Source organism: Variovorax nivicola (assembly GCF_051216475.1).
Lineage (GTDB): Bacteria > Pseudomonadota > Gammaproteobacteria > Burkholderiales > Burkholderiaceae_C > Variovorax.
The window spans coordinates 216,565-242,564 of the sequence record NZ_JBPJZK010000007.1 but is presented as its reverse complement, the minus strand read 5'-3'; the positions used below and the strand labels follow the sequence as shown (position 1 = coordinate 242,564).

27 protein-coding genes and 1 tRNA gene are annotated in these 26,000 nt (G+C 65.0%); 6 read left to right on the top strand and 22 right to left on the bottom strand.

Features of this window, described 5'->3' with window-relative positions:
- Positions 1 to 26: 26 nt before the first annotated feature.
- The 7 genes from ACSFBF_RS26420 to ACSFBF_RS26390 all read right to left on the bottom strand — a co-directional run bounded on the left by ACSFBF_RS26420 (position 27) and on the right by ACSFBF_RS26390 (position 5,317).
- Positions 27 to 102: transfer RNA gene (locus ACSFBF_RS26420), tRNA-Thr, on the bottom strand.
- A gap of 65 nt (positions 103 to 167) precedes the next feature.
- Positions 168 to 743: a ClpXP protease specificity-enhancing factor gene (locus ACSFBF_RS26415; protein WP_435472205.1), complete on the bottom strand. Its 576-nt coding sequence runs from the start codon at positions 741 to 743 to the stop codon at positions 168 to 170.
- Between the two features lie 41 nt (positions 744 to 784).
- Positions 785 to 1,396, bottom strand: coding sequence for a glutathione S-transferase N-terminal domain-containing protein (locus ACSFBF_RS26410; RefSeq protein ID WP_007835362.1), 612 nt, complete (start codon positions 1,394 to 1,396; stop codon positions 785 to 787).
- 96 nt (positions 1,397 to 1,492) lie between these two features.
- Complete coding sequence (locus ACSFBF_RS26405) at positions 1,493 to 2,266, bottom strand: cytochrome c1 (protein WP_093048682.1); 774 nt, start codon at positions 2,264 to 2,266, stop codon at positions 1,493 to 1,495.
- Between the two features lie 34 nt (positions 2,267 to 2,300).
- Positions 2,301 to 3,737 (bottom strand): cytochrome b, encoded by a 1,437-nt coding sequence (locus ACSFBF_RS26400; RefSeq protein WP_435472202.1) that lies wholly within the window; start codon positions 3,735 to 3,737, stop codon positions 2,301 to 2,303.
- Positions 3,738 to 3,751: 14 nt separating this feature from the next.
- Positions 3,752 to 4,369 carry a ubiquinol-cytochrome c reductase iron-sulfur subunit gene (gene petA, locus ACSFBF_RS26395; protein WP_435472200.1) on the bottom strand — a complete coding sequence of 206 codons (618 nt, stop codon included), beginning with the start codon at positions 4,367 to 4,369 and terminating at the stop codon, positions 3,752 to 3,754.
- Positions 4,370 to 4,537: 168 nt separating this feature from the next.
- Positions 4,538 to 5,317, bottom strand: a complete 780-nt coding sequence (locus ACSFBF_RS26390; RefSeq protein ID WP_435472198.1) for a LuxR C-terminal-related transcriptional regulator — start codon at positions 5,315 to 5,317, stop codon at positions 4,538 to 4,540.
- A 730-nt stretch (positions 5,318 to 6,047) separates the two neighbouring features.
- On the opposite strand from ACSFBF_RS26390, the gene ACSFBF_RS26385 reads away from it, so the two are divergent.
- The 3 genes from ACSFBF_RS26385 (at position 6,048) to mscL (ending at position 11,395) form a co-directional block, all read left to right on the top strand.
- The gene (locus ACSFBF_RS26385) at positions 6,048 to 8,255 is read left to right on the top strand and encodes a YadA-like family protein (protein WP_435472196.1); all 2,208 of its coding nucleotides are present in this window, start codon (positions 6,048 to 6,050) and stop codon (positions 8,253 to 8,255) included.
- A 159-nt stretch (positions 8,256 to 8,414) separates the two neighbouring features.
- Positions 8,415 to 10,904, top strand: coding sequence for a tetratricopeptide repeat protein (locus ACSFBF_RS26380; RefSeq protein WP_435472194.1), 2,490 nt, complete (start codon positions 8,415 to 8,417; stop codon positions 10,902 to 10,904).
- 59 nt (positions 10,905 to 10,963) lie between these two features.
- Positions 10,964 to 11,395: a large conductance mechanosensitive channel protein MscL gene (mscL, locus tag ACSFBF_RS26375; protein ID WP_435472192.1), complete on the top strand. Its 432-nt coding sequence runs from the start codon at positions 10,964 to 10,966 to the stop codon at positions 11,393 to 11,395.
- Here the strand turns inward: mscL and pdxA are convergent, their stop codons facing one another.
- From pdxA to ACSFBF_RS26360, 3 genes are read right to left on the bottom strand one after another with little or no spacing between them, the layout of a single operon-like run.
- Positions 11,396 to 12,436 carry a 4-hydroxythreonine-4-phosphate dehydrogenase PdxA gene (gene pdxA / locus ACSFBF_RS26370; RefSeq protein ID WP_435472190.1) on the bottom strand — a complete coding sequence of 347 codons (1,041 nt, stop codon included), beginning with the start codon at positions 12,434 to 12,436 and terminating at the stop codon, positions 11,396 to 11,398.
- Positions 12,433 to 13,206, bottom strand: a complete 774-nt coding sequence (locus ACSFBF_RS26365; protein ID WP_435472188.1) for a Nif3-like dinuclear metal center hexameric protein — start codon at positions 13,204 to 13,206, stop codon at positions 12,433 to 12,435. The genes pdxA and ACSFBF_RS26365 overlap by 4 nt, the downstream gene beginning before the upstream one ends.
- Positions 13,203 to 14,555: an MFS transporter gene (locus ACSFBF_RS26360; RefSeq protein WP_435472186.1), complete on the bottom strand. Its 1,353-nt coding sequence runs from the start codon at positions 14,553 to 14,555 to the stop codon at positions 13,203 to 13,205. Before ACSFBF_RS26360 ends, ACSFBF_RS26365 begins: the two co-directional genes overlap by 4 nt.
- 296 nt (positions 14,556 to 14,851) lie before the next feature.
- Here ACSFBF_RS26360 and ACSFBF_RS26355 point away from each other — a divergent pair, with 296 nt between their 5' ends.
- Positions 14,852 to 16,015, top strand: a complete 1,164-nt coding sequence (locus ACSFBF_RS26355) for a trypsin-like peptidase domain-containing protein (protein ID WP_435472184.1) — start codon at positions 14,852 to 14,854, stop codon at positions 16,013 to 16,015.
- 20 nt (positions 16,016 to 16,035) lie between these two features.
- On the opposite strand, the gene tatC is transcribed toward ACSFBF_RS26355, so the two are convergent.
- From tatC to ACSFBF_RS26310, 9 genes are all read right to left on the bottom strand, one after another.
- Positions 16,036 to 16,845, bottom strand: coding sequence for a twin-arginine translocase subunit TatC (gene tatC, locus ACSFBF_RS26350; protein ID WP_435472182.1), 810 nt, complete (start codon positions 16,843 to 16,845; stop codon positions 16,036 to 16,038).
- A gap of 66 nt (positions 16,846 to 16,911) precedes the next feature.
- Positions 16,912 to 17,379, bottom strand: coding sequence for a Sec-independent protein translocase protein TatB (tatB, locus tag ACSFBF_RS26345; protein WP_007835284.1), 468 nt, complete (start codon positions 17,377 to 17,379; stop codon positions 16,912 to 16,914).
- A gap of 13 nt (positions 17,380 to 17,392) precedes the next feature.
- A complete protein-coding gene (gene tatA / locus ACSFBF_RS26340; RefSeq protein ID WP_258350952.1) occupies positions 17,393 to 17,641 on the bottom strand; it encodes a Sec-independent protein translocase subunit TatA in 249 nt (82 codons plus the stop codon).
- Positions 17,642 to 17,706: 65 nt separating this feature from the next.
- Positions 17,707 to 18,066 carry a histidine triad nucleotide-binding protein gene (locus ACSFBF_RS26335; RefSeq protein WP_435472180.1) on the bottom strand — a complete coding sequence of 120 codons (360 nt, stop codon included), beginning with the start codon at positions 18,064 to 18,066 and terminating at the stop codon, positions 17,707 to 17,709.
- Between the two features lie 12 nt (positions 18,067 to 18,078).
- Positions 18,079 to 18,447: a DUF4870 family protein gene (locus tag ACSFBF_RS26330; RefSeq protein ID WP_435472178.1), complete on the bottom strand. Its 369-nt coding sequence runs from the start codon at positions 18,445 to 18,447 to the stop codon at positions 18,079 to 18,081.
- Positions 18,444 to 18,854 (bottom strand): phosphoribosyl-ATP diphosphatase, encoded by a 411-nt coding sequence (locus ACSFBF_RS26325; protein WP_093075857.1) that lies wholly within the window; start codon positions 18,852 to 18,854, stop codon positions 18,444 to 18,446. The genes ACSFBF_RS26330 and ACSFBF_RS26325 overlap by 4 nt, the downstream gene beginning before the upstream one ends.
- Entirely contained in the window at positions 18,851 to 19,240 is a 390-nt protein-coding gene (gene hisI / locus ACSFBF_RS26320; protein ID WP_013539725.1) for a phosphoribosyl-AMP cyclohydrolase, read from the bottom strand. The genes ACSFBF_RS26325 and hisI overlap by 4 nt, the downstream gene beginning before the upstream one ends.
- Before the next feature lie 42 nt (positions 19,241 to 19,282).
- Positions 19,283 to 20,068, bottom strand: a complete 786-nt coding sequence (gene hisF / locus ACSFBF_RS26315) for an imidazole glycerol phosphate synthase subunit HisF (protein WP_093048640.1) — start codon at positions 20,066 to 20,068, stop codon at positions 19,283 to 19,285.
- A gap of 22 nt (positions 20,069 to 20,090) precedes the next feature.
- Positions 20,091 to 20,924: a D-hexose-6-phosphate mutarotase gene (locus ACSFBF_RS26310; RefSeq protein WP_435472175.1), complete on the bottom strand. Its 834-nt coding sequence runs from the start codon at positions 20,922 to 20,924 to the stop codon at positions 20,091 to 20,093.
- Positions 20,925 to 21,091: 167 nt separating this feature from the next.
- Here ACSFBF_RS26310 and ACSFBF_RS26305 point away from each other — a divergent pair, with 167 nt between their 5' ends.
- The gene (locus tag ACSFBF_RS26305) at positions 21,092 to 22,396 is read left to right on the top strand and encodes a dicarboxylate/amino acid:cation symporter (protein WP_093075860.1); all 1,305 of its coding nucleotides are present in this window, start codon (positions 21,092 to 21,094) and stop codon (positions 22,394 to 22,396) included.
- Between the two features lie 11 nt (positions 22,397 to 22,407).
- Positions 22,408 to 23,322, top strand: a complete 915-nt coding sequence (locus tag ACSFBF_RS26300) for an amino acid ABC transporter substrate-binding protein (protein ID WP_435472381.1) — start codon at positions 22,408 to 22,410, stop codon at positions 23,320 to 23,322.
- A gap of 15 nt (positions 23,323 to 23,337) precedes the next feature.
- On the opposite strand, the gene ACSFBF_RS26295 is transcribed toward ACSFBF_RS26300, so the two are convergent.
- From ACSFBF_RS26295 to hisH, 3 genes are all read right to left on the bottom strand, one after another.
- Complete coding sequence (locus tag ACSFBF_RS26295; protein WP_435472173.1) at positions 23,338 to 24,510, bottom strand: AAA family ATPase; 1,173 nt, start codon at positions 24,508 to 24,510, stop codon at positions 23,338 to 23,340.
- 19 nt (positions 24,511 to 24,529) lie between these two features.
- Complete coding sequence (gene hisA / locus ACSFBF_RS26290; protein WP_435472171.1) at positions 24,530 to 25,273, bottom strand: 1-(5-phosphoribosyl)-5-[(5-phosphoribosylamino)methylideneamino]imidazole-4-carboxamide isomerase; 744 nt, start codon at positions 25,271 to 25,273, stop codon at positions 24,530 to 24,532.
- Between the two features lie 63 nt (positions 25,274 to 25,336).
- Positions 25,337 to 25,993, bottom strand: a complete 657-nt coding sequence (gene hisH / locus ACSFBF_RS26285) for an imidazole glycerol phosphate synthase subunit HisH (RefSeq protein WP_435472169.1) — start codon at positions 25,991 to 25,993, stop codon at positions 25,337 to 25,339.
- Between the last annotated feature and the right edge of the window lie 7 nt (positions 25,994 to 26,000).

The following is a 26,000-nucleotide window of genomic DNA, read 5'->3' as shown; positions in this document are numbered from 1 at the left end:
GGTTCAGGACTCAGGGGTTCTTTGCTTGGTGCCGCTTGTCGGAATCGAACTGACGACCTTCCGCTTACAAGGCGGGTGCTCTACCAATTGAGCTAAAGCGGCAAAATTCCAGTGCGTGATTCTAGTAGCGCCGGCCGGCGTGGCCGGCCACTCGCTCGCTCCTGCCGCTACTTGACGCGCTTGAGCGACGGCCTGGCGCCGCCACTGGCCGGAGGGCGCGGCGGCTCGTCGACCGGATCGGTGGGCGAGCTGGCGTCGACCGTTTCGTCGCCGTCTTCGCCCGTCACCAGGTGAACGATCTTGCCGGCATCGCCTTCGGTGCCGCGCGAGGCGTCACGCAGCGGCATGCGGGCCGGGCCTTGGGGCGAAGGCGCGGAGACCGGGCCATCGCTTCCGTCGTGCTCCGCGGGAACCGACGGTGCCGGCGCGGGAAACGCCATGCCCTGTCCGTTTTCGCGTGCGTAGATGGCAATCACGCGCCCAACCGGCACGCTGATTTCACGTGCCGTACCCGCAAAACGGGCCTTGAACTCGATGAAGTCGTTGCCGAGCTTGAGCGAGCTGGTCGCGTCGAAGCTGATGTTGAGCACGATCTCGCCGTTCTTCACGTACTCGCGCGGCACCTGGACGGTGTCGTCGACCTGCACCGCGACATAGGGCGTGAACCCGTTGTCGGTACACCATTCGTACAGCGCCCGGATGAGGTACGGGCGGGTGGAAGACGACTCGAGCGCGTTGATCATGAAAAACGACGGAAAACGGTGGAAGCAGGCACGCAGCTTACTTACTTTCGCATGACCTTTTCAGAAGGCGTGAGTGCCTCGATGTAGGCCGGGCGCGAGAAGATGCGCTCGGCGTACTTCAAGAGCGGTGCCGCGTTCTTGCTGAGGTCGATGCCGTAGTAGTCCAGGCGCCACAGCAGCGGCGCGATGGCCACGTCGAGCATCGAGAAGTTGTCGCCCAGCATGTACTTGTTCTTGAGGAACACGGGTGCCAGCTGCGTGAGGCGGTCGCGGATGTGCGAGCGGGCCTTTTCCAGCGCCTTTTCGTTGCCCTTGGTGGTGCGGTTCTCGAGCGTCGAGACGTGCACGAAGAGTTCCTTCTCGAAGTTGAGCAGGAACAGGCGCACGCGGGCGCGGTCGACCGGGTCGCCGGGCATCAGCTGGGGATGCGGGAAGCGCTCGTCGATGTACTCGTTGATGATGTTCGACTCGTACAGGATCAGGTCGCGCTCGACCAGGATCGGCACCTGGCCGTACGGGTTCATCACGCTGATGTCTTCGGGCTTGTTGTAGAGATCGACGTCGCGGATCTCGAAGTCCATGCCCTTTTCGAACAACACGAAGCGGCAGCGGTGGGAAAAGGGGCAGGTCGTTCCTGAATACAAGACCATCATGGCGAGAGACTCCTAAAAATCAAAAAGAGTGGGTCGCGTTGGCAACCCACTCTGTGGGACCGGATGCCCAAGGGTATCCGGTCGGCGTGGACGGAACTACTTGACGTCTTTCCAGTACGAGGCGTTCAGTCGCCACACGAATACCACCGACATGGCCAGGAACAGCAGCACCCACACGCCGATGCGGATGCGGGTGTTCTGTGCCGGTTCGGCCATCCATTGCAGGTAACTCACCAGGTCGCCGACCGCATTGTCGTACTGCACGGGCGTCAGGGTGCCGGGAGTGACTTGCTCCCAGCCCTTGAACACTTCGGTTTCGTGGCCGTGCTGTTCGACCTTGGTGTAGACCGGGCGGCGTTCGCCTTGCAGTTCCCACAGGGGGTTCGGCATGGCGACGCTCGGGAACACGAGGTTGTTCCAGCCGGTGGCCTTGGTGTCGTCGCGGTAGTAGGTGCGAAGGTACGTATAGAGATAGTCGGCGCCGGTGCCGCCGTGGCCGGCGCGCGAGCGGGCGACCAGCGTCAGGTCGGGCGGCGTGGTGCCGAACCACTCCTTGGCCTGACGCGCATCGATGTTGGCCTTCATGGTTTCGCCGACCTTGTCGGTCGCGAACAGAAGGTTGTCCTTGATCTGCTGCTCGGTGATGCCGATGTCCTGCAGGCGGTTGTAGCGCATGAAGGCGGCCGAGTGGCAGTTCAGGCAGTAGTTGACGAACAGCTTGGCACCGTTCTGCAAGGCGGCCACGTCGGTCGTCTTGTTGGGCGCCTTGTCCCACGCGATGCCTTCGGACTCGGCCGATGCCGCCGCGGAAAAGGTCAGGCCCAGTGCGAGACCCAGGACCGCGAGCCAGCCGGAAATGCTTTTCTTCATCGTGTTTCTCTCAGCTCTCTTGCGCTTCTGGTTCTCAATGAGCGGCGAAGACCACGCGCTCGGGCACGGTCTTGAACTCGCCCTTGCGGCTCCACCACGGCATCAGCAGGAAGAAGCCGAAGTAGAAGAGCGTGCCGATCTGCGAAATGGTCTGCGCGATGTCGAGGGCAAAAGAGCCGATGACCAGGTTGCCCCAGACGCCGGGCGCCTGGATGCCCAGGTAGCCCAGGATCAGGAAGAAGAACACGAACACGCCGTACACATACTTGTGCCAGCCCGGACGGTAGCGGATCGACTTGACTTCGCTGTGGTCGAGCCACGGCAGGAAGAACAGGATGATGACCGAGCCGCCCATGATGACCACGCCCCAGAACTTGGCGTCGAAGTTCTTGAGCAGGAAGATCACGACAGCCGCCACGACGACGCCGGCAATCTTCAGGCCCATGCCCGACTTGCCCTTGACGAGGTTCCAGATAGCGGCCGCGGCAACGATGAGCGCGAACACGTTGACCATGTCGTCGGTGGTCGCGCGCAGCATCGAATAGAACGGCGTGAAGTACCAGACCGGAGCGATGTGGTTCGGCGTCTTCAGCGAATCGGCCGGAATGAAGTTGTTGTATTCAAGGAAGTACCCGCCGGCTTCAGGGGCGAAGAAGATCACCGCCGAGAAGATCGTGAGGAACACCACCACGCCGAAGATGTCGTGCACCGTGTAGTACGGATGCGACGGAATGCCGTCCAGCGGATGGCCGTCGGGACCGCGCTTGGCCTTGATCTCGATGCCGTCGGGGTTGTTCGAACCCACTTCGTGCAGCGCGATCAGGTGGGCCACCACCAGGCCGAGCAGCACCAGCGGCACGGCGATCACGTGGAAGCTGAAGAAGCGGTTCAGCGTGGCGTCGCTCACCACGTAGTCGCCGCGGATCAGCAGGGCCAGGTCGGGGCCGACGAACGGAATGGCGGCGAACAGGTTCACGATGACCTGGGCGCCCCAGTAGGACATCTGGCCCCAGGGAAGCAGGTAGCCCATGAAGGCTTCGGCCATCAGGCACAGGAAGATCGCGCAGCCGAACACCCAGATCAGCTCGCGCGGCTTGCGGTAGCTGCCGTACATGAGGCCGCGGAACATGTGCAGATACACCACGATGAAGAACGCCGAGGCGCCCGTCGAGTGGATGTAGCGAATGAGCCAGCCCCACGGCACGTCGCGCATGATGTACTCGACCGATGCGAACGCCTGGTTCGCGTCGGGCTTGTAGTGCATGACGAGGAAGATGCCGGTGACGATCTGGATCACCAGCACCAGCATTGCCAGCGAGCCGAAGATGTACCAGAAGTTGAAGTTCTTCGGCGCGTAGTACTTGCCCCACTGGTCGTTCCAGAGCTTGCTGAGCGGGAAGCGGTTGTCGACCCAGTTCAGCAGTTTCTCGCTGGCAGGAGCGTTGGGGGGAATCTCGTGGAATTCAGCCATGTTCTTCTTCCGCCTCAGGCCTTCTTGGAGTCTTCACCGATCAGGAGCTTGGTGTCCGACAGGTACATGTGCGGCGGCACCGGCAGGTTGTCGGGCGCGGGCTTGTTCTTGAAGACTCGGCCAGCCAGGTCGAAAGTGGAACCGTGGCAAGGGCAGAGGAAGCCGCCTTCCCAGTCGTTCGGCAGCGAAGGCTGCGGACCGGCCTGGAAGCGGTCAGTCGGCGAGCAGCCCAGGTGGGTGCAGATGCCGACCACGACCAGCACGTCGGGCTTGATCGAGCGGTGCTCGTTCTGCGCGTACTTGGGGGTGAATTCGTCGGGGTGACGCTTGGAAAGGGGGTCGGCCAGCTGGCCGTCCAGCTTGGGAAGTTCGGCGATCTGCGCGGGGGTGCGCTTGAGGATCCAGACCGGCTTGCCGCGCCATTCGACGGTGATTTTCTCGCCGACCTTGAGGCCCGAGATATCGACCTCGACCGCGGCGCCCGCGGCCTTGGCCTTCTCGGAAGGCTGGAAAGTGCTCACAAAGGGAATGGCGGTGGCCACGCCACCCGCCACGCCGGCGCAGCTGGATGCAATCAACCACGTCCGCTTGCTGGTGTCGATCCGGGGCGAGCCGGAGGTCATGTCACTCATGGGGATCCTCTTGTCTTCTTCGCTGGAGCAGGAGTCAACCCGCGATTGTAGCGGGGCGCTCAAGGGATATTCAATGGCCGCCATGCGCGTGGCCGGCGAACGACGGCAAGGCGCGCCGCATTCGCGGGGCGCCCGCCGGGGGCGACAAGGGCTGTCGCCGCGGGGACTTCAGTTCAGAAGACCGTGCTGCATCGCCTCGTGGACCGCCTGGGTCCGCGACTTGACGGCGAGCTTGCGATAGATGCTCTTCGCATGAAACTCGATGGTGTTGACCGACAGGTAGACCGCTTCCGCGATCTGCCGGTTGCTCCAGCCCTGTGCGATGAGGCGCAGCACCTTGAGTTCCCGTGGCGACAGCAGGCCCTGCGGCAACTTGGCGGAAGAAGCCTGCTCCGACGACGACGACGACGGCGCCGGGGTCTGGACGCGGATGGGTTCGATCGTGCGCGCCTTCGCGTAGGCGGCAATCGAACCAAGGATGCGTCGCGCGATGCGCGAGTCCATCGGCGAGCCGCCGCGCTCGATCGAGCGCAGCAGATAGGCAAGCTCGGCGTCGTCGGCTTCGGTCAGCAGATAGCCGATGGCGCCGGCAGCGATTGCTGCGTTCACGAGTTCCTGGTCGTCGGTTGCCGACATGCCGATGCTCTCGATGCGCGGATAGGCCTGGCGCACATGATGAAGCAGCGCGGCGCCGTCGTTGCCCGGCAGCCGCATGTCGACCAGCACGAGGTCATAGGGCAATGCCGCCAGCAGGTTGAGCGCCTCGGCCCGGCTCGACGCGATCACCACGCGGCGATGCGGTGCGAGTTCGGCAAGGATGCGCCGCATGCGGTCGGCGGCGATGGAGTCTTCCGCGACGATCAACGCTGCGTGAAAGACACCGCCATACAGCTGCGCGGCCGATGGCACATGCCGCGCGACGGCGGCGTATTGCATGTTCATTTCCATGACCGCTCTCCTGCCGGCACGCAGCGGACTTCGCCGGTGCTGCATGCGTTTTCAATGCCCAAGAAAAAATTGATCACGCGACGTCCTCTGGCTCTGTGGCTACCCCGCAGGTAGCGACGAAATGTTGACTTTCGTTTCAGATACCGCAGGAACGATGCCCGCGCGGAGGAACACCGGGGCGCACGGCGCGCCAGCGCGTGTAGTACTTTGATTTCATTGAAGAAATTGCCTCGAACGCCCCGAAAAACGAGGGCTTGAGGAGGCCTTGAAAAGGCCGTTTTTCCGCCGTTGTTACGTGCGGGTTACTGCGTGTGTTACGTAGCACCGCGCCACACGAAACGCGCCCTCGATCGCGTATCGAAACGTCACTGCGCGATTTGCACGATGTCTGCGAAGCCGCATGGGCATTGGCTTTGCCGAGGCCACGTCAATTTATCGACGACGCTTTAAGCAGCTCGCATGGATCAAAAACTACGGATCTCGGCGATGTTCAGCGAAGACCTCGATTCCTAGCATCAGTTGCATTGGGTAACGCAATGAAACCCAACCCTGCTTCCACGCGACGAGGGCGCCTGGAAGACCAGAAATGGCAACTGATTCTTCAAGGAAAAAAGTCCAAATGACTACACCCAAGCGCTCTACTGTTCGCTCTTTCATCGTTCGCCGTCCGGGCGTCGGTCGCCTTCTCGCTTCGGTGCTAGTGGGCGCCGGTTATGTGATGACTCTGCCGATGGCAAACGCGCAGGTCACGATCGGCGGACAGGAAGTCAATGCCGGCAATGTCGGCGGCTTGCAGAACAACGGCAACAACAACAACGCACTGGTCGCAACCAATGGCGGCATCAGCACCAACACTCTCAGCACGGTCAACGTGACCGCATCGCGCGGAACAATCAACACGCTGAGCGCGACCAGCATCACCTCGGGCACCGTCAGTGCCGGTGGCGTGACCACCACCAGCCTCAGCGCGACATCGGCAACTGCTACCAATCTGACGTCCACCAGCATCAGCACGGCCACTCTGACTGCCGGCACCGTGTCTGCAGGCAACGTCAGTGCCACGACCGTCACGGCCGGCACTGGCACGATCACCAACCTGACCTCCACCAGCATCAGCACCGGCACGATCACCACCGGCAGCGTGGGCGCGACGAATGTCTCGACGACCAATCTGACGGCCGGCGGCGTCAACGTCACCGGCAACCTGACTGCAGCCGGTGCCAACATCGCCTCCTTGACGGCCGGCAACGCCAACATCACCGGCACCGTGACGGCCAATGGCGTCCAGGCGACCAACGGGACCTTCACCGGCAACCTCGGCGCCAACGTGCTGACCGCGGCGACGGGATCGATCACGAACCTCACGTCCACCAGCATCAGTACCGCCACGCTCACTGCGGGAACCGTCAGTGCAACGAACACCACGACGACCAATCTGTCGGCCACCGCGGGCACGATCAACGCGCTCAACGCCACCAGTATCACGACGTCGACCCTGTCGGCCAGCAACGGCACCATCAATACGCTGAGCGCCACCAACGTCAGCACGACGGACCTGACCGCCAGCAACGGCACGATCAACACGCTGAGCGCTACCAACGTCAGCACGACGGACTTGACGGCCAGCAACGGCACGATCAACACGCTGAGCGCAACCAACGTCAGCACGACGGACCTGACCGCCAACAACGGCACCATCAACACGCTGAGCGCAACCAATGTCAGCACGACGGACCTGACGGCCAACAACGGCACCATCAACACGCTGAGCGCGACCAATGTCAGCACGACGGACCTGACGGCCAATAGCGGCACGATCAACACGCTGAGCGCCACCAACGTCAGCACGACGGACCTGACGGCCAACAACGGCACGATCAATACGTTGAGCGCGACCAATGTCAGCACGACGGACCTGACCGCCAACAACGGCACGATCAACACGTTGAGCGCGACCAATGTCAGCACCACGAACCTGACGGCCAATAACGGCACCATCAACACGCTGAGCGCCACCAACGTCAGCACGACGGACCTGACGGCCAACAACGGCACGATCAACACGCTGAGCGCCACCAACGTCAGCACCACGAACCTGACAGCCAACGCCGGCACCATCAACACGCTGAGCGCCACCAACGTCAGCACGACGAACCTGACGGCCAACGCCGGCACGATCAACACGCTGAGCGCCACCAACGTCAGCACCACGAACCTGACAGCCAACGCCGGCACCATCAACACGCTGAGCGCGACCAACGTCAGCACGACCAACCTGTCGGCCAGCCGCGGCACGATCAACACGTTGAGCGCAACCAACGTCAGCACCACGAACCTGTCGGCAGCCAGCGCCACCATCAACGCGCTGACCGCCAACACGGTGAGCGCCACGACGGTGAATGCAAGCACGGTGAACGCCACCACCGGCAACTTCCAGACGGTCACGGCGGCCAACGGCAACATCACGGTGCTGAACACGCAGACCGGCAACATCACCACGATCAACGCCGTGACCGGCAACGTCACGACGCTGAACGCGGGCACGGTCAACGTCACCGGCAACGTGACGGCGGGCGGCACCATCACGGCGGGCAACGGCGTGGTCGCCAACGGCCGCGTGCAAAACGTGGCTCCCGGCGTCCTGCCGACAGACGCCGCGAACATGTCGCAGTTGAATCAGGTCCGCAATGAAGTGCAGGACATGCGCAAGACCAGCAGCACCGGTGCGGCCATCGCCCTGGCTGCAGCCTCGGTGCCGGCACTCGAAGCGGGCAAGAGCTTCGGCATCGGCGTGGGTGTGGGCTCGTACGACGGCCGCTCGGCCCTCGCTGCGGCGGCCAGCTTCCGCATCGGCGAAGGCGCGCAGATCAAGGTGAACATCGGCAGCGGCAGCAGCGGCAAGGTCGGCGGCGGCATCGGCGCCTCCTGGTCCTGGTAATCCGGCCTGGTGTGCCCGCGGCGCCCCTGCGCTGCGGGAACGCCCGCTGATGAAACGAAAGGCCGGCCCCTATACTGGGTTGCCGGCCTTTTTTCACTTGTATGGAGGCCGGCATTTCCTCCAGCGGCCGACCTTCTGACCCGTCCATCACACGGCTTCATGAACTCACCTTCTCTCGCCCCCGCACCCTCCACATCGGCAGCAGATGCCGGCAGCCTTCTGGAACAGGGACTGGTGCTGCACCGGGTGGGCCGTTTCGCCGAGGCCATCCAGGTCTACGAAGCCCTGCTGTCGCGCTTTCCGGAGCATGCCGACGCGCTGCACCTGACGGGCGAAGCGCTGTACCGGCAAGGACGGCCAAAGCTGGCGCTGAACTACGTGAACCGCGCAATCGCGCGATCGCCGCACCACTTCTACTTCAACACCCGCGCGACGATCTTCATGCACATGGGCCTGCCGGCCGAAGCGCAGCAAGACCTTCGCCGCGCAATCAAGGCGCTGCCGAACTACCCCGAGGCCTACGTGAACCTGTCGGCGGTGTACCGCCAGCAGAAGAAGTTCCGCCAGGCCCGCGAGGCCGCGGCCGAAGCCACGCGGCTCGCCCCGCAGGCGCCCGCGGCATGGAACAACGCCGGCGCAATCGACATGGAGCAGGACCGCTTCGACGAAGCAATCGTGCAGTTCCGCCAGGCGCTCGCGCTCGACTCGGGCTATGCGGCCGCGCACAAGAACATCGGCAAGATCCGCGCTCACCAGAAAGACTGGGCTGCCGCGCTCGACTCGTACGAGCGGGCTGCAGCCGACCAGCAGGATTGCGAGGCCGCCTTCATGCTCTCCAGGGCGCTGCAGAGCTGCGGCCGCACCGAGGAGGCCATCGCGCCCATGCAGCGCGCCATGCGCAACTGGCCGGCCGAGGAGCGCCACAAGGCACTGTCCGACCCCGAAGGCGTGGCCGCGCTGTACGGCGTGTGCGGCGCGCTCGAGGGCGCGTCGATGCGCTTCGCGGAATCGGCCGAGCTCTACAAGCTCGCGCTCGAGAGCCTGCCCGAGCACGAGCTGCTGCTGAACAACCTGGGCACGGTGAACTTCCGCCTCGGCCATTTCGACACCGCCATCGAAGTGCTCAAGAAGGCGCTCGAAGTGCATCCGCACCAAGTGCTCGCTCGATGCAACCTGGGCGTGACCTATGTGATGGCAGGCCAGTCGGAGGCGGCCATCGCGGAGTTCGAGCAGTGCCTGCGCGACGACCCCGACTTCATGCCCGCCATGGTTTGGATGCTGGGCGAAAAAGCGCACATCGCCGACTGGAACGGTGTGCCCGAACTGCGCGCCAGGATCGCGGCGCTGCTGGACAACCCGAACAACGACCAGACCGTGTCGTCGTTCATCCTGATGTCGAACTACGACGATGCGCGCCGGCTGATGAACTGGACCCAGCGCTCCGCCACGCTGGCCGACCGGAACACCGGCATCAGGCCCTTTGCCGATGCCGGCGCGCGCCGCACGGCGCCGCGCATTCGCGTGGGCTACTACTCGTTCGACTTCCGCAACCACCCGGTCGCGCACCTGACGGCCGAGCTGTACGGCCAGCATGACCGGAAAGATTTCGAAATCTTCGTCTACTCCTACGGTCCGGACGACGGGCACCCGGCGCGGGCGCGCATCGCCGCGTCGGCCGAGCACTTCGTCGACATGCACGGCCAGTCGATCCAGCAGATGGCCGAGCGCATCCGCGAGGACGAGATCGACATCCTGATCGACCTCTCAGGCGACACGCGCGGCGCCAAGCCGCAGGTCATGGCCTACCACGCGGCGCCGGCGCAGCTCATGTGGCTGGGCTACATGGGCACCAGCGGCACGCCTAACTACGATTACCTGGTGTCCGACAACTTCCTCTCGCCGCCGGGCACGGAAGACTGCTACACCGAGAAGCTGCTGCGCCTGCCCGAGACCTTCCAGGTGATCGACACGAAGCGCCCGGTCAATCCGCACAAGGCCACGCGCGCCGAGCACGGCCTGCCCGAAGACGCCTTCGTGCTGTGCAACTTCTCGCAGTCGTTCAAGATCCAGCCCGAGACCTTCGAGGCGTGGGTGCGCATCGTGCAGGGCATTCCGAACTCGGTGCTGTGGCTGGCTCAGGGCCCGAACGGCTTCGAGCACAACCTGCGCGCGCATTGGGACAAGGCGGGCCTGCCGGCCGAGCGCCTGATCGTGTCGCCGCGCATGCCGGTCGACCAGCATCTGGCGCGCATCGGCCTGGCCGACCTGTTCATCGACACCTTCCCCTACAGCAGCGGCGCCACCGCGAACGACGTGCTCTGGTCGGGCGTGCCGCTGCTGGCGCTCACGGGCACGACGATGGTGTCGCGCATGGCGGGCAGCCTGCTCGGCGCCATCGGGCTGCCAGAGCTGGTGGCTACGAACCACGACGAGTACGTGCAGAAGGCCATCCACTACGCAACGCATCCGGAGAAGTTGGCCGCACTGCGTGCACAGCTCGTGGCGGCCAAGGACGCGCGCCGCGGCTACTTCGACACGCCGCGCTTCGTGCGCCATCTCGAGGACGGCTTCAGGCAAATTGCCGCGCGCAGTCGTGAAGGGTTGCCGGCCGCGCATGTCGATGTTGCGCCACGCTCGCTGGAGAAGTGAGCAATCGCGGGCATACTCGACTTTCCTTCAACAGCAGAGCTCCAGCAGCCTTTTGAATCATGAGCATCCTCAGTGAATTCAAGGAATTTGCCGTCAAGGGCAATGTCATCGACCTCGCGGTCGGCGTGATCATCGGCGCAGCGTTCGGCAAGATCGTCGACTCGCTCGTGGCCGACATCATCATGCCGCTGGTCGGCGTGGTGTTCGGCAGGCTCGACTTCTCCAACCTCTATGTGGTGCTGGGCACGGCGCCCGCCGGCGTGGCGAACACGCTGGCAGACCTGAAGAAGGCCGGCGTTCCGGTGCTGGCGTATGGCAACTTCATCACCATCGCGGTCAACTTCGTGATCCTGGCCTTCATCATCTTCATCATGGTCAAGCAGATCAATCGCCTGAAGCGCAACGAAGAACCCGCACCGGCCGCGGCCCCCGAGACACCCGAAGACGTGGTGCTGCTGCGCGAAATCCGCGACAGCCTCAAGCGCCCCTGATCAAGCGCCCTTCAGCACCCGGGCCATGCGCAGCGCCTCGACGAGGCTCGACGCATCGGCCAGCCCCGTTCCCGCGATGTCGAACGCGGTGCCGTGATCGGGGCTGGTCCGCACCAGCGGCAAGCCCAGCGTCACGTTCACGCCCTTCTCCACGCCCAAGTACTTGACCGGGATCAGGCCCTGGTCGTGGTACATCGCAACCACCACGTCGAACTCGCCGCTGGACGGCACGCCGTGCTTGGCGCGCGCACGCATGAAGACCGTGTCGGGTGCATAAGGCCCGCTGGCGTCGATGCCTTCGGCGCGCGCAGCCTCGATGGCCGGCGCGATGATCTCGCGCTCTTCCGAACCGAACAGGCCGCCCTCGCCCGCATGCGGGTTGAGGCCCGCCACGCCGATGCGCGGCACGCGGCCCAGCGCATGCGTCAGCGCGCGGTGCGTGATGCGCAGGGTTTCGAGCACGCCATCGAAACGCACCGCCTCGATGGCGTTGCGCAGCGACATGTGGATGCTGACGAGCACGGTGCGCAGTTCGTCGTTGGCCAGCATCATGCGCACTGGCACGTCGGCCACCGTACGGCCCAGATGCGCGGCCGCCTCGGCCTGCAGCAGCTCGGTGTGGCCGGGGTACGGGAAGCCGGCGGCCGACAGCGCCTCCTTGTGCAGCGGCGCGGTCACGATGGCGCCGATCTCGCCGCGCAGCGCGGCCCGCGCGGCCCAGATCACGCATTCGCCCGCCACGCGGCCGGCTTCGGCGCTGATGCGGCCCGTTTCGATGTGCGATGGCGGCGCGATCACCTGCAGCACGGGGATGCAGCCCGGCGGTACGGTTGCGGCTTCGGCGACGGATTCGATCTCGAGCACCGGCCAAGCCGGCTGACCCGGCCCGGCCAGGGCCTGCGAGGCTTGGCGCATCGTGCCCACGTCGCCAGCTACGAAGGCACCGCGGGTCGCATCAGGTGCATCACGAAACGCCTTGGCGATGATCTCCGGCCCGATGCCCGCGGGATCGCCCAACGTGATGGCTATGGCACCGCTCATGCCGGGTTGTCGATGTCAATGAACTCGTGCTTCAGCCCGAGCTGCGCCGCCACATGCCCGGCCACCGCCGGCGCGCCGTAGCGTTCGGTGGCGTGGTGCCCGCAGGCCAGAAAGGCCACACCCATCTCGCGTGCGTAATGGGCTTGGGGCTCCGAGATTTCGCCGGTAATGAAGGCGTCGGCGCCGGCTGCGATGGCGGCCTCGAAGTAGCCTTGTGCACCGCCCGTACACCAAGCTACGTTTTTGATAGCGCGATGCGCCGTGTCGACGAGCGTGACCGGCCTTTTCAGAACGCTTTCGACATGCGTGGCAAGCGCCTTGGCGTTGGCGAAGCTCTCGCCGTTTTCCGGCGTGCCGAGGAAACCCAACTCCTGCTCGCCGAAGCGCCCGGTCGAGCCGGCGTGGGCCACGAGCCCCAGCTTCAGCCCAAGCTGCGCGTTGTTGCCGAGCTCAGGATGTGCATCAAGCGGCAGGTGGTAGGCGAACAGGTTGACGTCGTCGCCCAGCAGCAGGCTCAGGCGCTGCTTCATCCAGCCGGTGACGCAGCCGTCCTGGCCGCGCCAGAACAGGCCGTGGTGAACGAAGATGGCATCGGCCTCGGCTTGGATCGCGGCCTCGATCAGCGCGCGGCTGGCGGTCACGCCCGAGACGATCTTGCGGACCACGGTGCGCCCTTCGACCTGCAGGCCGTTGGGTCCGTAGTCCTTGAAGCGCCCGGGGGCCAGCAGCAGGTCGAATGCGTGGAGCAGTTCGTGGCGGGTGGTGCTCATCGCGCCATTGTCGCGCCGCCTGCGGGGGCTGCGCCATCGCGCATCGCATGGCCGCGCGCGGCCAGGGGCAGAAACGCCAGCAGGAAGCCCAGCCCGGCCAGCACCGCGACGTAATGCGCCGGCGCCATCGTGTCGCGCTGCAGCCAGAGCGTCAGGATCACTGGCGTGAGCCCGCCGAAGACCGCGTACGACATGTTGTAGGCAAACGAAAGCCCGGTGAAGCGCACCGGCGCCGGGAAGGCGCGCACGCCTGCGATCGGCACGGTGGCGATGGTGCCCACGAACAGGCCCACCAGCCCGTAGTGCCAGAACAGCGTGGCCGGCGTGCCGGGCAGCCCGCTGTAGAACAGGTAGGCCGTGACGAACAGGCCGCCCCAGCCGACAAGCATCACGGCGCGCGTGCCGATGCGGTCGCTGGCCCAGCCGGTCAGCATGCAGCCCAGCGTCAGGGTCAGCGTGGCGAGGGCGTTGGCTTCGAGTGCCAGCGTAGCGGGAATGTGGTGCACCTTCTGCAGGTAGGTGGGCGTGTACAGCACAACGACCACGATGGCGGCAGACAGCACCCAGGTCAGCAACGCGACATACACACAGGCCAGGCGGTGCTCGCGTAGCACGGTGCGCAGCGGCATCTCGCGCGCCACGCTGCGGCGGCCGGCCAGCTCCTTGAACACCGGTGTCTCGTGCAGGAAGCGGCGCAGGTACACCGACACCAGCCCGAACACGCCGCCCAGGATGAAGGGAATGCGCCAGGCGAAGTCGCTCACCTGCTCGGGCGAATAGTGGCGGTTGATGGCCACCGCGATCAGCGAGCCCAGCAGGATGCCGCCGGTGATGCCCGAGGTCAGCATGCCAATGCCGAAGCCGTAGCGCTTTGCCGGCACGTGCTCGCCCACGAACACCCAGGCGCCGGGCATCTCGCCGCCGATGGCCGCGCCCTGCAGCACGCGCATCGCCAGCAGCAGCAGGGGCGCCGCGACGCCGATGCTCGCGTAGGTCGGCAGCAGGCCAATCACCAGCGTGGGCGCCGCCATCAGGAAGATCGACAGCGTGAACATGCGCTTGCGGCCGAAGATGTCGCCGAAATGCGCGATGACGATGCCGCCCACCGGGCGCGCAAGGTAGCCGGCCGCGAAGATGCCGAAGGTCTGCAGCTGCCGCAGCCAGTCGGGCATGTCGACCGGAAAGAACAGCGCCCCCAGCACGGTGGCGAAAAACACGTAGATGACGAAGTCGTAGAACTCCAGCGTGCCGCCGAGGGCGGACAGGCCGAGGGTCTTGTAGTCGCTCGAGTCGAGCGTGCGTGCCGGCGCCGGCTGCGCGCCGTCCGGGAAGGTTGCTTCTGAAGTCATGGCTGGCAGGGAGATCGTGATCGCGCGCCAGCCCGTGAGACCGGGTGAGAAAACGGAAAAATGGCGCGCTGGCGAAATGCCTGGCCGCTTCCACCGGGTGGGCAGCGCGGGAGGCCGGAAAAAGCACGGGCCGGATGGGTCCGACCTGCAATGCTAGGTGTTAACCCGGCTTTACGTACGCAGGAAGTCTTAATCTCGACCTCTGCGAGCGGTTTCTGCACCAGGCGGTTGAGGGACAATTGACAGCATTGCTGCGCTGCACTGCGGCCTTCCAACGTCTTTTTCACCAATCTTTCATGAAACGCACCTGGCTGCTCTTTGCCCAAGCCGTGACCGTCCTGCTGGCGGCCTACTTCGTCGTCGCGACGCTCAAGCCCGAGTGGATCAACAAGCGTGCGACCTCGCTGGGCGGTGTGGTCTCGATCGTCGAGGCGCCGGCCGGCAACCCGGGCGTGACGTCACCCGGCAGCCTGAGCGTGCCGGCCAAGAAGGCCTCCCCGGCGGTGGTGAGCATCAACACCAGCAAGGCTGCGCAGCGCCACCCGCGCAGCAACGACCCATGGTTCCGCTTCTTCTTCGGCGACCAGGACGACCAGCCCCAGGTGGGCCTGGGCAGCGGCGTGATCGTGAGCCCCGACGGCTACATCCTCACCAACAACCACGTGGTCGAGGGCGCCGACGAGATCGAGGTAACGCTCAACGACAGCCGCCATGCGCGCGGCAAGGTGATCGGCACCGACCCCGACACCGACCTGGCCGTGCTGAAGATCGAGCTCGACAAGCTGCCGGTGATCGTTCTGGGCGACTCCGACGCGCTGCAGGTGGGCGACCAGGTGCTGGCCATCGGCAACCCCTTCGGCGTGGGCCAGACCGTGACCAGCGGCATCGTCTCGGCACTGGGCCGCAACCAGCTCGGCATCAACAACTTCGAGAACTTCATCCAGACCGACGCGGCCATCAACCCCGGCAACTCGGGCGGCGCGCTGATCGACGTCAACGGCAACCTGCAGGGCATCAACACCGCGATCTACTCGCGCTCGGGCGGCAGCATGGGCATTGGCTTCGCCATTCCGGTGTCGATGGCCAAGATCGTGCTCGAAGGAATCGTGAAGGAAGGCCAGGTGCGCCGCGGCTGGATCGGCGTGGAACCGAGCGACCTGTCGCCCGAACTCGCCGAGACCTTCGGCGTGAAGGCGGATGCGGGCGTGATCATCACCGGCGTGCTGCAGAACGGCCCGGCCGCCAAGGCCGGCATCCGCCCGGGTGACGTGATCACCTCGGTGGGCGAGAAGAAGACGGACAACGTGCAGGCGCTGCTGACCGCGGTGGCCGGCCTGAAGCCCGGCAGCACCTCGCGGTTCGCGCTGCAGCGCGGCAGCGACAAGATGGAGCTGGACGTGACGCCGGGCCTGCGCCCGAAGAGCCCGGTCCGGAAGGTACCGCCGAGTCAGCCCGAATAGCAGGCTGTCAGGTCGGTCGATCAGGACTGCGCAGAGTCTGCGCTTTCCTCTTCCTCGGGCTTCTTGCCGGAACTGGCGAAGTACCTGGCACCGATGATGCCCACCTCGTACAGCAGGCACATCGGTATCGCCAGCGCCAGCTGCGACACCACGTCGGGCGGCGTGAGCACAGCGGCAACGACGAACGCCACCACGATGAAGTAGCCGCGGAAGGACTTCAGCTTCTCGATGGTCACCATCTCGAAGCGCACCAGCAGCATCACGACGATCGGCACCTGGAAGGCCACGCCGAAGGCGATGTAGAGCGACAGGATCGCCTCGACGTACGATGAAATGTCGGGCGTTGCCTGCACCGCGGACGGTGCGAAGCGCTGGATGAAGCTGAACATCTTGTCCAGCACGAAGAGCTGCACGAACGCGATGCCCGCATAGGCCAGCAGGCTGCCGAAGAAGATCAGCGGCAGCGCGAATTTCTTTTCATGGCTGTAGAGCCCCGGCGCAATGAACATCCACGCCTGGTACATGAGCCAGGGCAGCGCCAGCAGCACGGCCGCCATCATCAAAACCTTGAGCGGCACGAAGAACGGCGAGAACACGCCAATGGCGATCAGCTTCGCGTCGTGCGGCATGTGCGCCTTGATCGGCATCGCGATCAGGTCGATCAAGCCGCCCGGACCGGGCCAGATGGCCAGCAGGATGCCCGCGACCACGAGGCCGTAGACGCAATAGAGCAGGCGGTCGCGAAGCTCGACCAGGTGCGCCACGAACGGCTGTTCGGTGCCCGCCAGCTCGTCTTCTTTGTCTTTGTTCTTGTTGTCGGAATCGGCCATTGGAAAAGAAGATAGCGTGACGTCGGCCGGCGTGCGGCGCGCGCAGAACGCGGTGTTGTGGATGCGCTAGTTGATCTTGTTGATCGTGTGCGGGCGGAAGCGCGCAACGCGCGCCGCGCCCGACAGCGCCTTGGTGCGCACGCCGTTGCGCGCCTTGTACCACTGTGGCGTGGCGCCCTGTTTCAGGCGCCAGTTCTTGCGGGGGTGCTTGTATTCGGGCGGCGAGGGCTCGGGTTCGGCCAGCGCCGAGAGGGTTTCGCCCGAACCGCTGAACTGCTTCTCGAATTCGCTCGCGCCGGTGTGGATGCTGTGCTCGACGTCGCGCGCCGCATCCTCGACCGTGGTCTTCATCTTGCGGAGCTCGTCGAGCTCCATCGAGCGGTTGACTTCGGCCTTGACGTCGTTCACATAGCGCTGCGCCTTGCCGAGCAGGGTGCCGACGGTGCGGGCCACGCGCGGCAGCTTTTCCGGGCCGATGACGATCAGCGCCACGACGCCGATCAGCGCCAGCTTCTCAATGCCGAGGTCGAGCACGTGCGGTCCGCGCTCAGGACTTCTGACGCGCTTCGACGTCGATCGTCGGCTTGTCGCTGTTGGCCGGCTGGCCGGTCACTTGCTGCGCGGGGGCCGACGAAGCGGCGGCAGCGTCGGACGAGCCGCCGTCCTTCATGCCGTCCTTGAAGCCCTTGACGGCGCCGCCAAGATCCGAACCCATGTTCCGCAGCTTCTTGGTGCCGAAGATCATGACCACTACGAGCAGCACGATCAGCCAGTGCCAGATGGAAAAAGAACCCATGGAGAACTCCTAAGAATGTGTCCGATTTTAGTCGGGCGGAATGTGACAGTTTGGCTTAATGCCGCTCAGCCGCGAAGCCACGGCCTGGGACCGCCCATGACATGGACATGGAGATGATGAACCTCCTGCCCACCCTCGGTGCCGGTATTGACCACGACCCGGTAGCCGCCGTCCGGATAGGGCCTGCAGCCCTGCTCCAGCGCCAGCTTGGGCGCCAGGAGCATGATCTTGCCCATCAGCGCCTCGTCGTCGGGCGTCAGCTGGGCCATCGAGGCGATGTGCTTTTTGGGCACCAGCATGAAATGCACCGGCGCCCAGGGCGCGATGTCGTGAAAGCCGAACAGGTCTTCGTCTTCGTAGACCTTGCGCGAGGGAATCTTGCCCTCGATGATTTTGCAGAAGATGCAGTTGGGATCGTGTGACATGGAGGTTGTTCGTTAGACAGCCATGGGCTTGCGTTCGCTCCAGTTCAGCCAGCCTTTGACCAGCCGGTAGATCATCCACACGGCAGTGACAAAGAGGATGGGGAAGCCGATCAGTATCCAGAGGGTGATGAATCCCAGGATGGACCAGACCAGGCCCCACCAGAAGGTGCGAATCTGCCAGGTGAAGTGACTTTGATAGAGCGTGCCCTCCGTATCCTCGCGCTTGAGGTAGTTGAGCACGATGCCCACGATTCCCGTGAGGCCGCCCGTGAACCACGAAAGCGCATAGAGGATGTAGACCGCCAGCGTGATCTGGCGCAGGCTTTCCAGCTGCTCGGGCGTCTTGCCGGAGATGTCGTCGATCGCGGTGATTTCGTTCATTCGGAGGCCTGGCCTTTCTGCTGCTCCTCGATGCCGCGTTGCTGCACCTTGCGCAGCGCCTTTTCCTCGATGCCGCTGGTGCCCTCCCGGCGCTCGAGTTCCGCGGTGACGTCGGAGGGGGAAAAACCGTAATGCGCCAGCGCCACCATGGTGTGGAACCACAGGTCTGCCACTTCGTTCACTATTTTCGAGCGGTCGCCGCCGTGGTCGGCGTCCTTGGCGGCCATCACGACTTCGGTGGCTTCCTCGCCGATTTTCTTGAGGAAAGCGTCCGGGCCCTTGTGCAGCAGGCGCGCGACGTAGCTCTTCTCAGGGTCGCCGCCGCGCGCGGGCAGGCGGCTTTCGATCACCGCGGCCAGGCGTGCGAGGGCGTCGGAGGTGCTGTTGCTGTTCACTGTGGCCGTCATTTGTAGATCGACTCCGGGTCTTTCAAGACGGGTTCGACCACCGTCCACTGGCCCTTTTCATACTTGCTGAAGAAGCAGCTGTGGCGCCCGGTGTGGCAGGCGATGCCGGGCTCGTGGCCAAGCTGGGTGACCTTGAGCAGCACCACGTCGTTGTCGCAGTCCAGGCGGATCTCGTGCACGGTCTGCACGTGGCCCGATTCCTCGCCCTTGAACCACAACTTGTTGCGCGAGCGGCTGAAATACACCGCGCGGCCCAGCTCGGCGGTCTTTTCGAGCGCCTCGCGGTTCATCCAGGCGAACATCAGCACGTCGTTGCTGCCCTGTTCCTGCGCGATGACCGGCACCAGGCCGTTCGCGTCCCACTTCACTTCATCGAGCCAATTCATGGAAGTATTGTCGGGGATAGGAAAAGACCCTTTGGACACGGTTCAAGCGTCGATCCGCACAGGAATGCCGCGCGCGGCCATGCGGGCCTTGGCCTCGCCCACCGTGTGTTCGCCGTAGTGGAAGATGCTGGCCGCCAGCACCGCGTCGGCGCCGCCGGTCTGGATGCCGTCGGCCAGGTCGTCGAGGCTGCCCACGCCGCCCGAGGCGATCACCGGCACGCTGACGGCGTTGCTCACCGCGCGGGTCAGTTCCAGGTCGAAGCCGCTCTTGGTGCCGTCTCGGTCCATGCTGGTCAGCAGGATCTCGCCGGCGCCGCGGCGTGCCATCTCGGTCGCCCATTCGACGGCGTCGAGGCCGGTGTTCTTGCGCCCGCCATGGCTGTACACGTCCCAGCCCGCGCCGCGGGTGGCGGCTTCTTCGGGGCTGCGGCGCTTGGCGTCGATGGCGACCACGATGCATTGCGAGCCGTACTTCTGCGCGGCGTCGCTGATCACCTGCGGATCGGCGATGGCGGCCGAGTTGAAGCTGGTCTTGTCGGCTCCGGCGTTGAGCAGCCGGCGCACGTCAGCCACGGTGCGCACGCCGCCGCCCACGGTCAGCGGAATGAAGATCTGCGAGGCCACCGCCTCGATGATCGGCAGGATCAGGTCGCGGCCGTCGCTGGTGGCGGTGATGTCGAGAAAGGTCAGTTCGTCGGCGCCCTGCGCGTTGTAGCGCGCGGCGATCTCGACCGGGTCGCCGGCATCGCGCAGTTCAAGGAAGTTGACGCCCTTGACGACGCGGCCGCCGGTGACGTCGAGACAGGGAATGATGCGTTTGGCGAGCATGAGATGAACAACCGGTAGGAAATCAGAGAACGCGGAGCTGTTGCCAGCCCTGCCATTGGGCGCCGGGCATCAGCAGCACGGGCTCGTCGATGCGGGCGGCCTCCACGCAGAGCATGTGGCGAAAGCCATCAGCAGGCATGTCGGCGAGTTTCGCACCGAGCACCGCGCCGGGGTTCCAGACCACGGTTTCGCTGCAGTTCGCGCTTTGGGAGATCTCGAGCTTGCCGCCCGGCTGAACCAGCCGCAGTGGCTGGGCGGGCGCGGCATAGACGCTGTCGAACTCTGCATCAAAATGCAACGCCGCCGCGGTTTCCACCCAGCGGTCGTCGCGCAGCGAATCCCAGCGGTTGGCGCCCTGCAGGCCCTCTAGCCGCACATTGGCGATGTCGTCGACACGCAGGTAGGTGTGCAGCGCGGCGGCAAAGGTCCAGGGCGCGCGGTCGACATTGACCAGCGTGAGCGTCGTGCGTAACTGGCCGCCGGACAAAGTGGCTTCCAGCTGCGCCTCAAAAGCGTGCGGCCAGAGCTTTCGGGTGGCTTCGGCGTCGCGAAGCGTCAGCCTCAGCGTTTCGGGCGTGTCCGACACCTCGTGCATCCAAGGCAAATTGCGCATGAATCCATGCTTGGGCAACATGCCGCGCTGGTTGAATTGGGGGCAGCAAATGGGCACGCCGCCGCGGATGGCCGTGTGCCCGTCGAACACCGCCGAAGGGCTCAGGTAGAGCCTTTCCACCCCGTCAGCCGCGGTCCACGAGAGCACTTGCGCACCGTGCAAGGCCACCGTGAGGGTGCTTCCATCCACGCCGTTGGCACGCAATGCGGGCTGGCCGCGAAACTCGATCGGGGTGATTTCCATGGCGAGAATTGTAGGCAGCACCCGCACCGTGGCACGGAATTGGCATCAAGGGCCATTGCGTGCCCGGGGCCTTCTTGGATACCCTGTGATCGCTTGCATCGAGGGACAACGTGCAAGTCGGTCCCGTGCACTCGAAAAAACTACTCTCACACGACAAGGGGATACGCATGAAGAAGCTGCCGATGGCCGCCTGGATCCTGATTGCGATGGTGCTCGGCATCATCCTGGGCTACATGATCTTCTCCAGCTTTCCGGACAAGAAAGCCGCGAAAGAAATCGCAGACTACGTCTCCATCATCTCGGACGTGTTCCTGCGCCTGATCAAGATGCTGATCGGCCCGCTGGTGTTCTCCACGCTGGTGGTGGGCATCGCGCACATGGGCGACGCCAAGTCGGTCGGCCGCGTGTTCGGCAAGGCCATCGGCTGGTTTCTTACCGCCTCGCTGATCTCGCTGGTCATCGGCCTGGTCATGGCCAACCTGCTCAAGCCCGGCGAGAACCTGGGCCTGCCGCTGCCCGACATCGGCGCCTCGGCCAACCTGGCCACCTCGAAATTCACGCTGAAAGACTTCGTGAGCCACACGGTGCCGAAGTCCTTCGTCGAGGCCATGGCGAACAACGAGATCCTGCAGATCGTGGTGTTCTCGATGTTCTTCGGCGTGGCGCTCGCCTCGCTGGGCGACAAGGCCAAGACGCTGGTCGCCGCCATCGAGGAGCTGTCGCACGCCATGCTCAAGATCACCGGCTACGTCATGAAGCTCGCGCCGCTCGCTGTGCTGGCCGCCATGGCCGCCACGGTGGCCGTCAACGGCTTGGGCATCCTGCTGAAGTTTGCGGTGTTCATGGGCGACTTCTACCTGGGCCTGTTCGTGCTGTGGAGCGTGCTGGTGCTGGCGGGCTTTCTGTTCCTCGGGCCGCGCGTGTTCAAGCTGCTGGTGCTCATCAAGGAAGCCTTCCTGCTGTCGTTTGCCACTGCCAGTTCGGAAGCGGCTTACCCGAAGATCCTGCAGGCACTCGACCGTTTTGGCGTGAAGCGCAAGATCTCCAGCTTCGTGATGCCGATGGGCTACTCGTTCAACCTCGACGGCTCGATGATGTACTGCACCTTCGCCGTGCTCTTCATCGCGCAGGCCTACAACATCCACATGCCGATCAGCACGCAGATCACCATGCTGCTGATCCTGATGCTCACCTCCAAAGGCATGGCCGGCGTGCCGCGCGCCTCGCTGGTGGTGATTGCCGCCACGCTGAACCACTTCGACATTCCCGAGGCCGGCCTGCTGCTGATCCTGGGCGTGGACACCTTCCTCGACATGGGCCGCTCGGCCACCAACGCGGTGGGCAACTCCATCGCCACCGCGGTGGTTGCCAAGTGGGAGGGCGAGCTGATGTCCGAGAGCGATGCCGAGGTCAACGCCAAGGCGCTCGACGAGGAAGCCAGCGCCACCCTCGCCCACCCGGCGCACGCGTGAGCCACAGCACCATGAAGCGCATCGGCACCACACTGCCATCCGCTTTCGCCGCGTTGCTGGCAGCGGTGGTACTTGCAGCCATGCCGGCAGGGCCGGCACGGGCTCAGGAACTCACCGGCACGCTCGCCAAGGCCCGCGAAACCGGCGCCATCACCATCGGCTACCGCGAGTCGTCGGTGCCGTTCTCGTACCTCAATGCGCGCAAGGAGCCGATCGGCTATTCGATCGAGCTGTGCCGCGCGCTGGTGACGGCCATCGAGGACGCGGTGAACAAGAGCCTCACGATCAAGTGGGTGCCCGTCACGTCGGACTCGCGCATCGACGCGGTCGCGAGCGGCAAGGTCGACCTGGAATGCGGCTCCACCACCAACAACCTCGAACGCCAGAAGCGCGTGAGCTTCTCGCCCACGATGTTCGTCTCGGGCACCAAGGTGCTGGTGAAGAAGGGCTCGCCGATCAAGTCGTTCCGCGACCTCGCGGGCAGGAAGGTGGCCGTCACGGCCGGCACAACCAACGAGAAGACGCTGCGCGACCTGTCGGAGAAGTTCAAGCTGAACATCAACCTGCAGGTGACGCGCGACCATGCCGAATCGTTCGGGCTGGTGAAGAGCGGCCAGGCCGACGCCTTCGCCACCGACGACGTGCTGCTCTACGGCCTGATCGCGCAGGACGCCGCCAAGGCCGACTACGAGGTGGTCGGCGATTTCCTCTCCTACGACCCCTACGGGATCATGTACCGCAAGGGCGACTCGCAGCTGAACAAGGTGGTCGTCGACACCTTCCAGGTGCTGGCGGAGGACGGCGAGATCGAACGGCAGTACAAGCGCTGGTTCCTGCGCAAGCTGCCGTCGGGGGAAAGCATCAACCTGCCGATGAGTGCGCAGCTGGAGACGATCATCCAGACGATGTCGGTGAAGGCCGAGTAAGCCTTCATTCGGCTGCTACCGCGCTGGCCACTCCCAGCGCGGTATTTCGCTCATGTCGAGGTTGGCGATGCGCGTCTCGCCGAACCTCTTCTCCAGCACCACGGACTGCATTTCATCGCTGTCTTCGAGCGCGGCGATCAGCCGGGCGGCGTGCGACACCACGATCACCTGCGACTGCCGCGCGGCCTGCGCGATGAGGCGACCGAGCGCGGGCAGCAGATCGGGGTGCAGGCTGGTCTCCGGCTCGTTGAGCACCAGCAGCGCGGGCGGACGGGGCGTGAGCAGCGCCGCGATCCACAACAGGTAGCGCAGGGTGCCGTCGGACAGTTCGGCGGCTGTAAGCGGCCGCAGGAGGCCGTGCTGGTGCATCAGCGTCTCGAAGCGGTCGCCCGTCACCTGGACTTCGATGCTTGCGCCGGGAAAGGCGTCGTCCACCGCACGGTCGAGCGCTTCGCCGTCGCCGATCTCGCGGATGGTCTGCAGCGCCGCGGCCAGGTCAGCGCCGTCGTTGGCCAGCACAGGCGTGCAGGTGCCCAGTTGAGGCTGGCGAGCGGGCGCATCGGCGTCCGAGCGGAAGTGGTCGTAGAAGCGCCAGGAGCGCATCTGCTCGCGCAGCGTAAGCATCTCGGGTGCATCGCGCGGGTCGGCGTGCTCCGTCATCATGCTGGCGAAGGCCGGAATCGGGCGGCCGATGGCCTGCCAGCCCTTGCCTTCCCGCAGGCGCAGCGCGGCGCCCTTGCGGTCGACCAGGTGCGTCGAGGGGCGCAGCAGCGGGCCGCTCCAGATGGCCTCGTGCTTGATCTGTGGGTCGCTCGAAAAGGCCGTCGATGGAATGGGCGGCGGCAGACCGATGTCGATGGCGTAGCCGAAATCTTCCGCCTCGGCACCAGCGAACCCCAGCTTCAGAGCAACCGGCTCGCTGCGCGTAGTGCCCTGCACCGGCACGTCGCCCCGCAGCATGGCCGCCGAGAAGCGCTCAGGCCCGGCCCACAAAGTCGATGAAAGCCCGCCCTCGCGCACCAGCGAGCGGATCACGCCGCCATTGGCAATGTCGGCCAGCAACCGCATCGCCCGGTACACGCTCGACTTGCCGCTGCCGTTGGCCCCGGTCACGACCGTGAGCCGGCCCAGCGGCACGGTCAGCTGCCGCAGCGAACGGTAATTGGCGATGGCGAGCGCGGAAAGCACGCGCTGCGCAGTTAAGGCGTCAGGCGCCGGCCAGTTCGTCCGCGCGGGCCTGCGCGGCGGCGAAGTCGAGGTCGCCCGAATAGATGGCGCGGCCGCAGATCACGCCCTCGACGCCGTCGGACTCGACCGCGCAGAGTTTTTCGATGTCCGCCATGTTCGACAGGCCGCCCGAGGCGATCACCGGAATGGTCAGCGCCTGCGCGAGCTTGACGGTGGCTTCGATGTTGATGCCCGAGAGCATGCCGTCGCGGCCGATGTCGGTGTAGATGATCGACTCGACGCCGTAGTCTTCGAACTTCTTGCCCAGGTCGGCCACCTCGTGGCCCGTGAGCTTGCTCCAGCCGTCGGTGGCGACCTTGCCGTCCTTGGCGTCCAGGCCCACGATGATGTGGCCGCCGAAGGCGCTGCAAGCGTCCTTCAGGAACCCGGGGTTCTTGACCGCGGCGGTGCCGATGATCACGTAGCGCAGGCCGTCGTCGATGTAGCGCTCGATGGTGTCGAGGTCGCGGATACCGCCGCCGAGCTGCACCGGAATGTCGTCGCCCACCTCTTTCAGGATCGCCTTGATGGCCGCGTGGTTCTGCGGCTTGCCGGCGAAGGCGCCATTCAGATCGACCAGGTGCAGCCGGCGCGCGCCGGCCTCGACCCACTTGCGGGCCATGGCAGCGGGGTCTTCGCTGAAGATGGTGGACTGGTCCATGTCGCCCTGCTTGAGGCGAACGCAGTGGCCGTCTTTGAGATCAATGGCGGGAATGAGGAGCATGGAAGTGACGCGAGTGTGCGGAATCCGGGCTGTGAGAGGTTCGGCCCGGTCGGAAAAATAGGTTCAGGGATTCCAGTGGAGGAAGTTGCGATAGAGCTGCAGCCCGTGGTCCGCACTCTTCTCCGGGTGGAACTGGGTGGCAAAAATGTTATCGCGTGCGATGGCTGCGGTAAAGCTCGCGCCATATTCCGCTTCACCCACACTGTGTTTGGGGTCGGCCGGGCGGGCATAGAAGCTGTGCACGAAGTAGAAGTAGCTCTGGTCGGGCACACCTGCCCACACTGCGTGCGGCTGGGCCTGGCGCACCTGGTTCCAGCCCATCTGCGGCACCTTGAAGCGGCTGCCGTCGGGCTGCAGGCGGCCAACCAGGTCGAACTTGACGACCTCGCCCGGAATGAGGCCCAGGCCGTCGGTCGGGCCCTCGTCGCTGCGCGACAGCATCATCTGCATGCCCACGCACACGCCGAACAGCGGCTTGCTCGCCGCGGCTTCGAGCACGGACTCCTGCAGGCCGGAGTCGCGCAGCTCGCGCATGCAGTCGGGCATGGCGCCCTGCCCCGGCAACACCACGCGGGTCGCCTTGCGGACCACGTCGGGGTCGGAGGTGACGAACACCTCCACGCCGACCTGGTCGGCCGCATGGCGCACGGCCTGCGACACGGAGTGCAGGTTGCCCATGCCGTAGTCGACCACGGCAACGGTATTTGCTACAGATTTCATAGCTGAT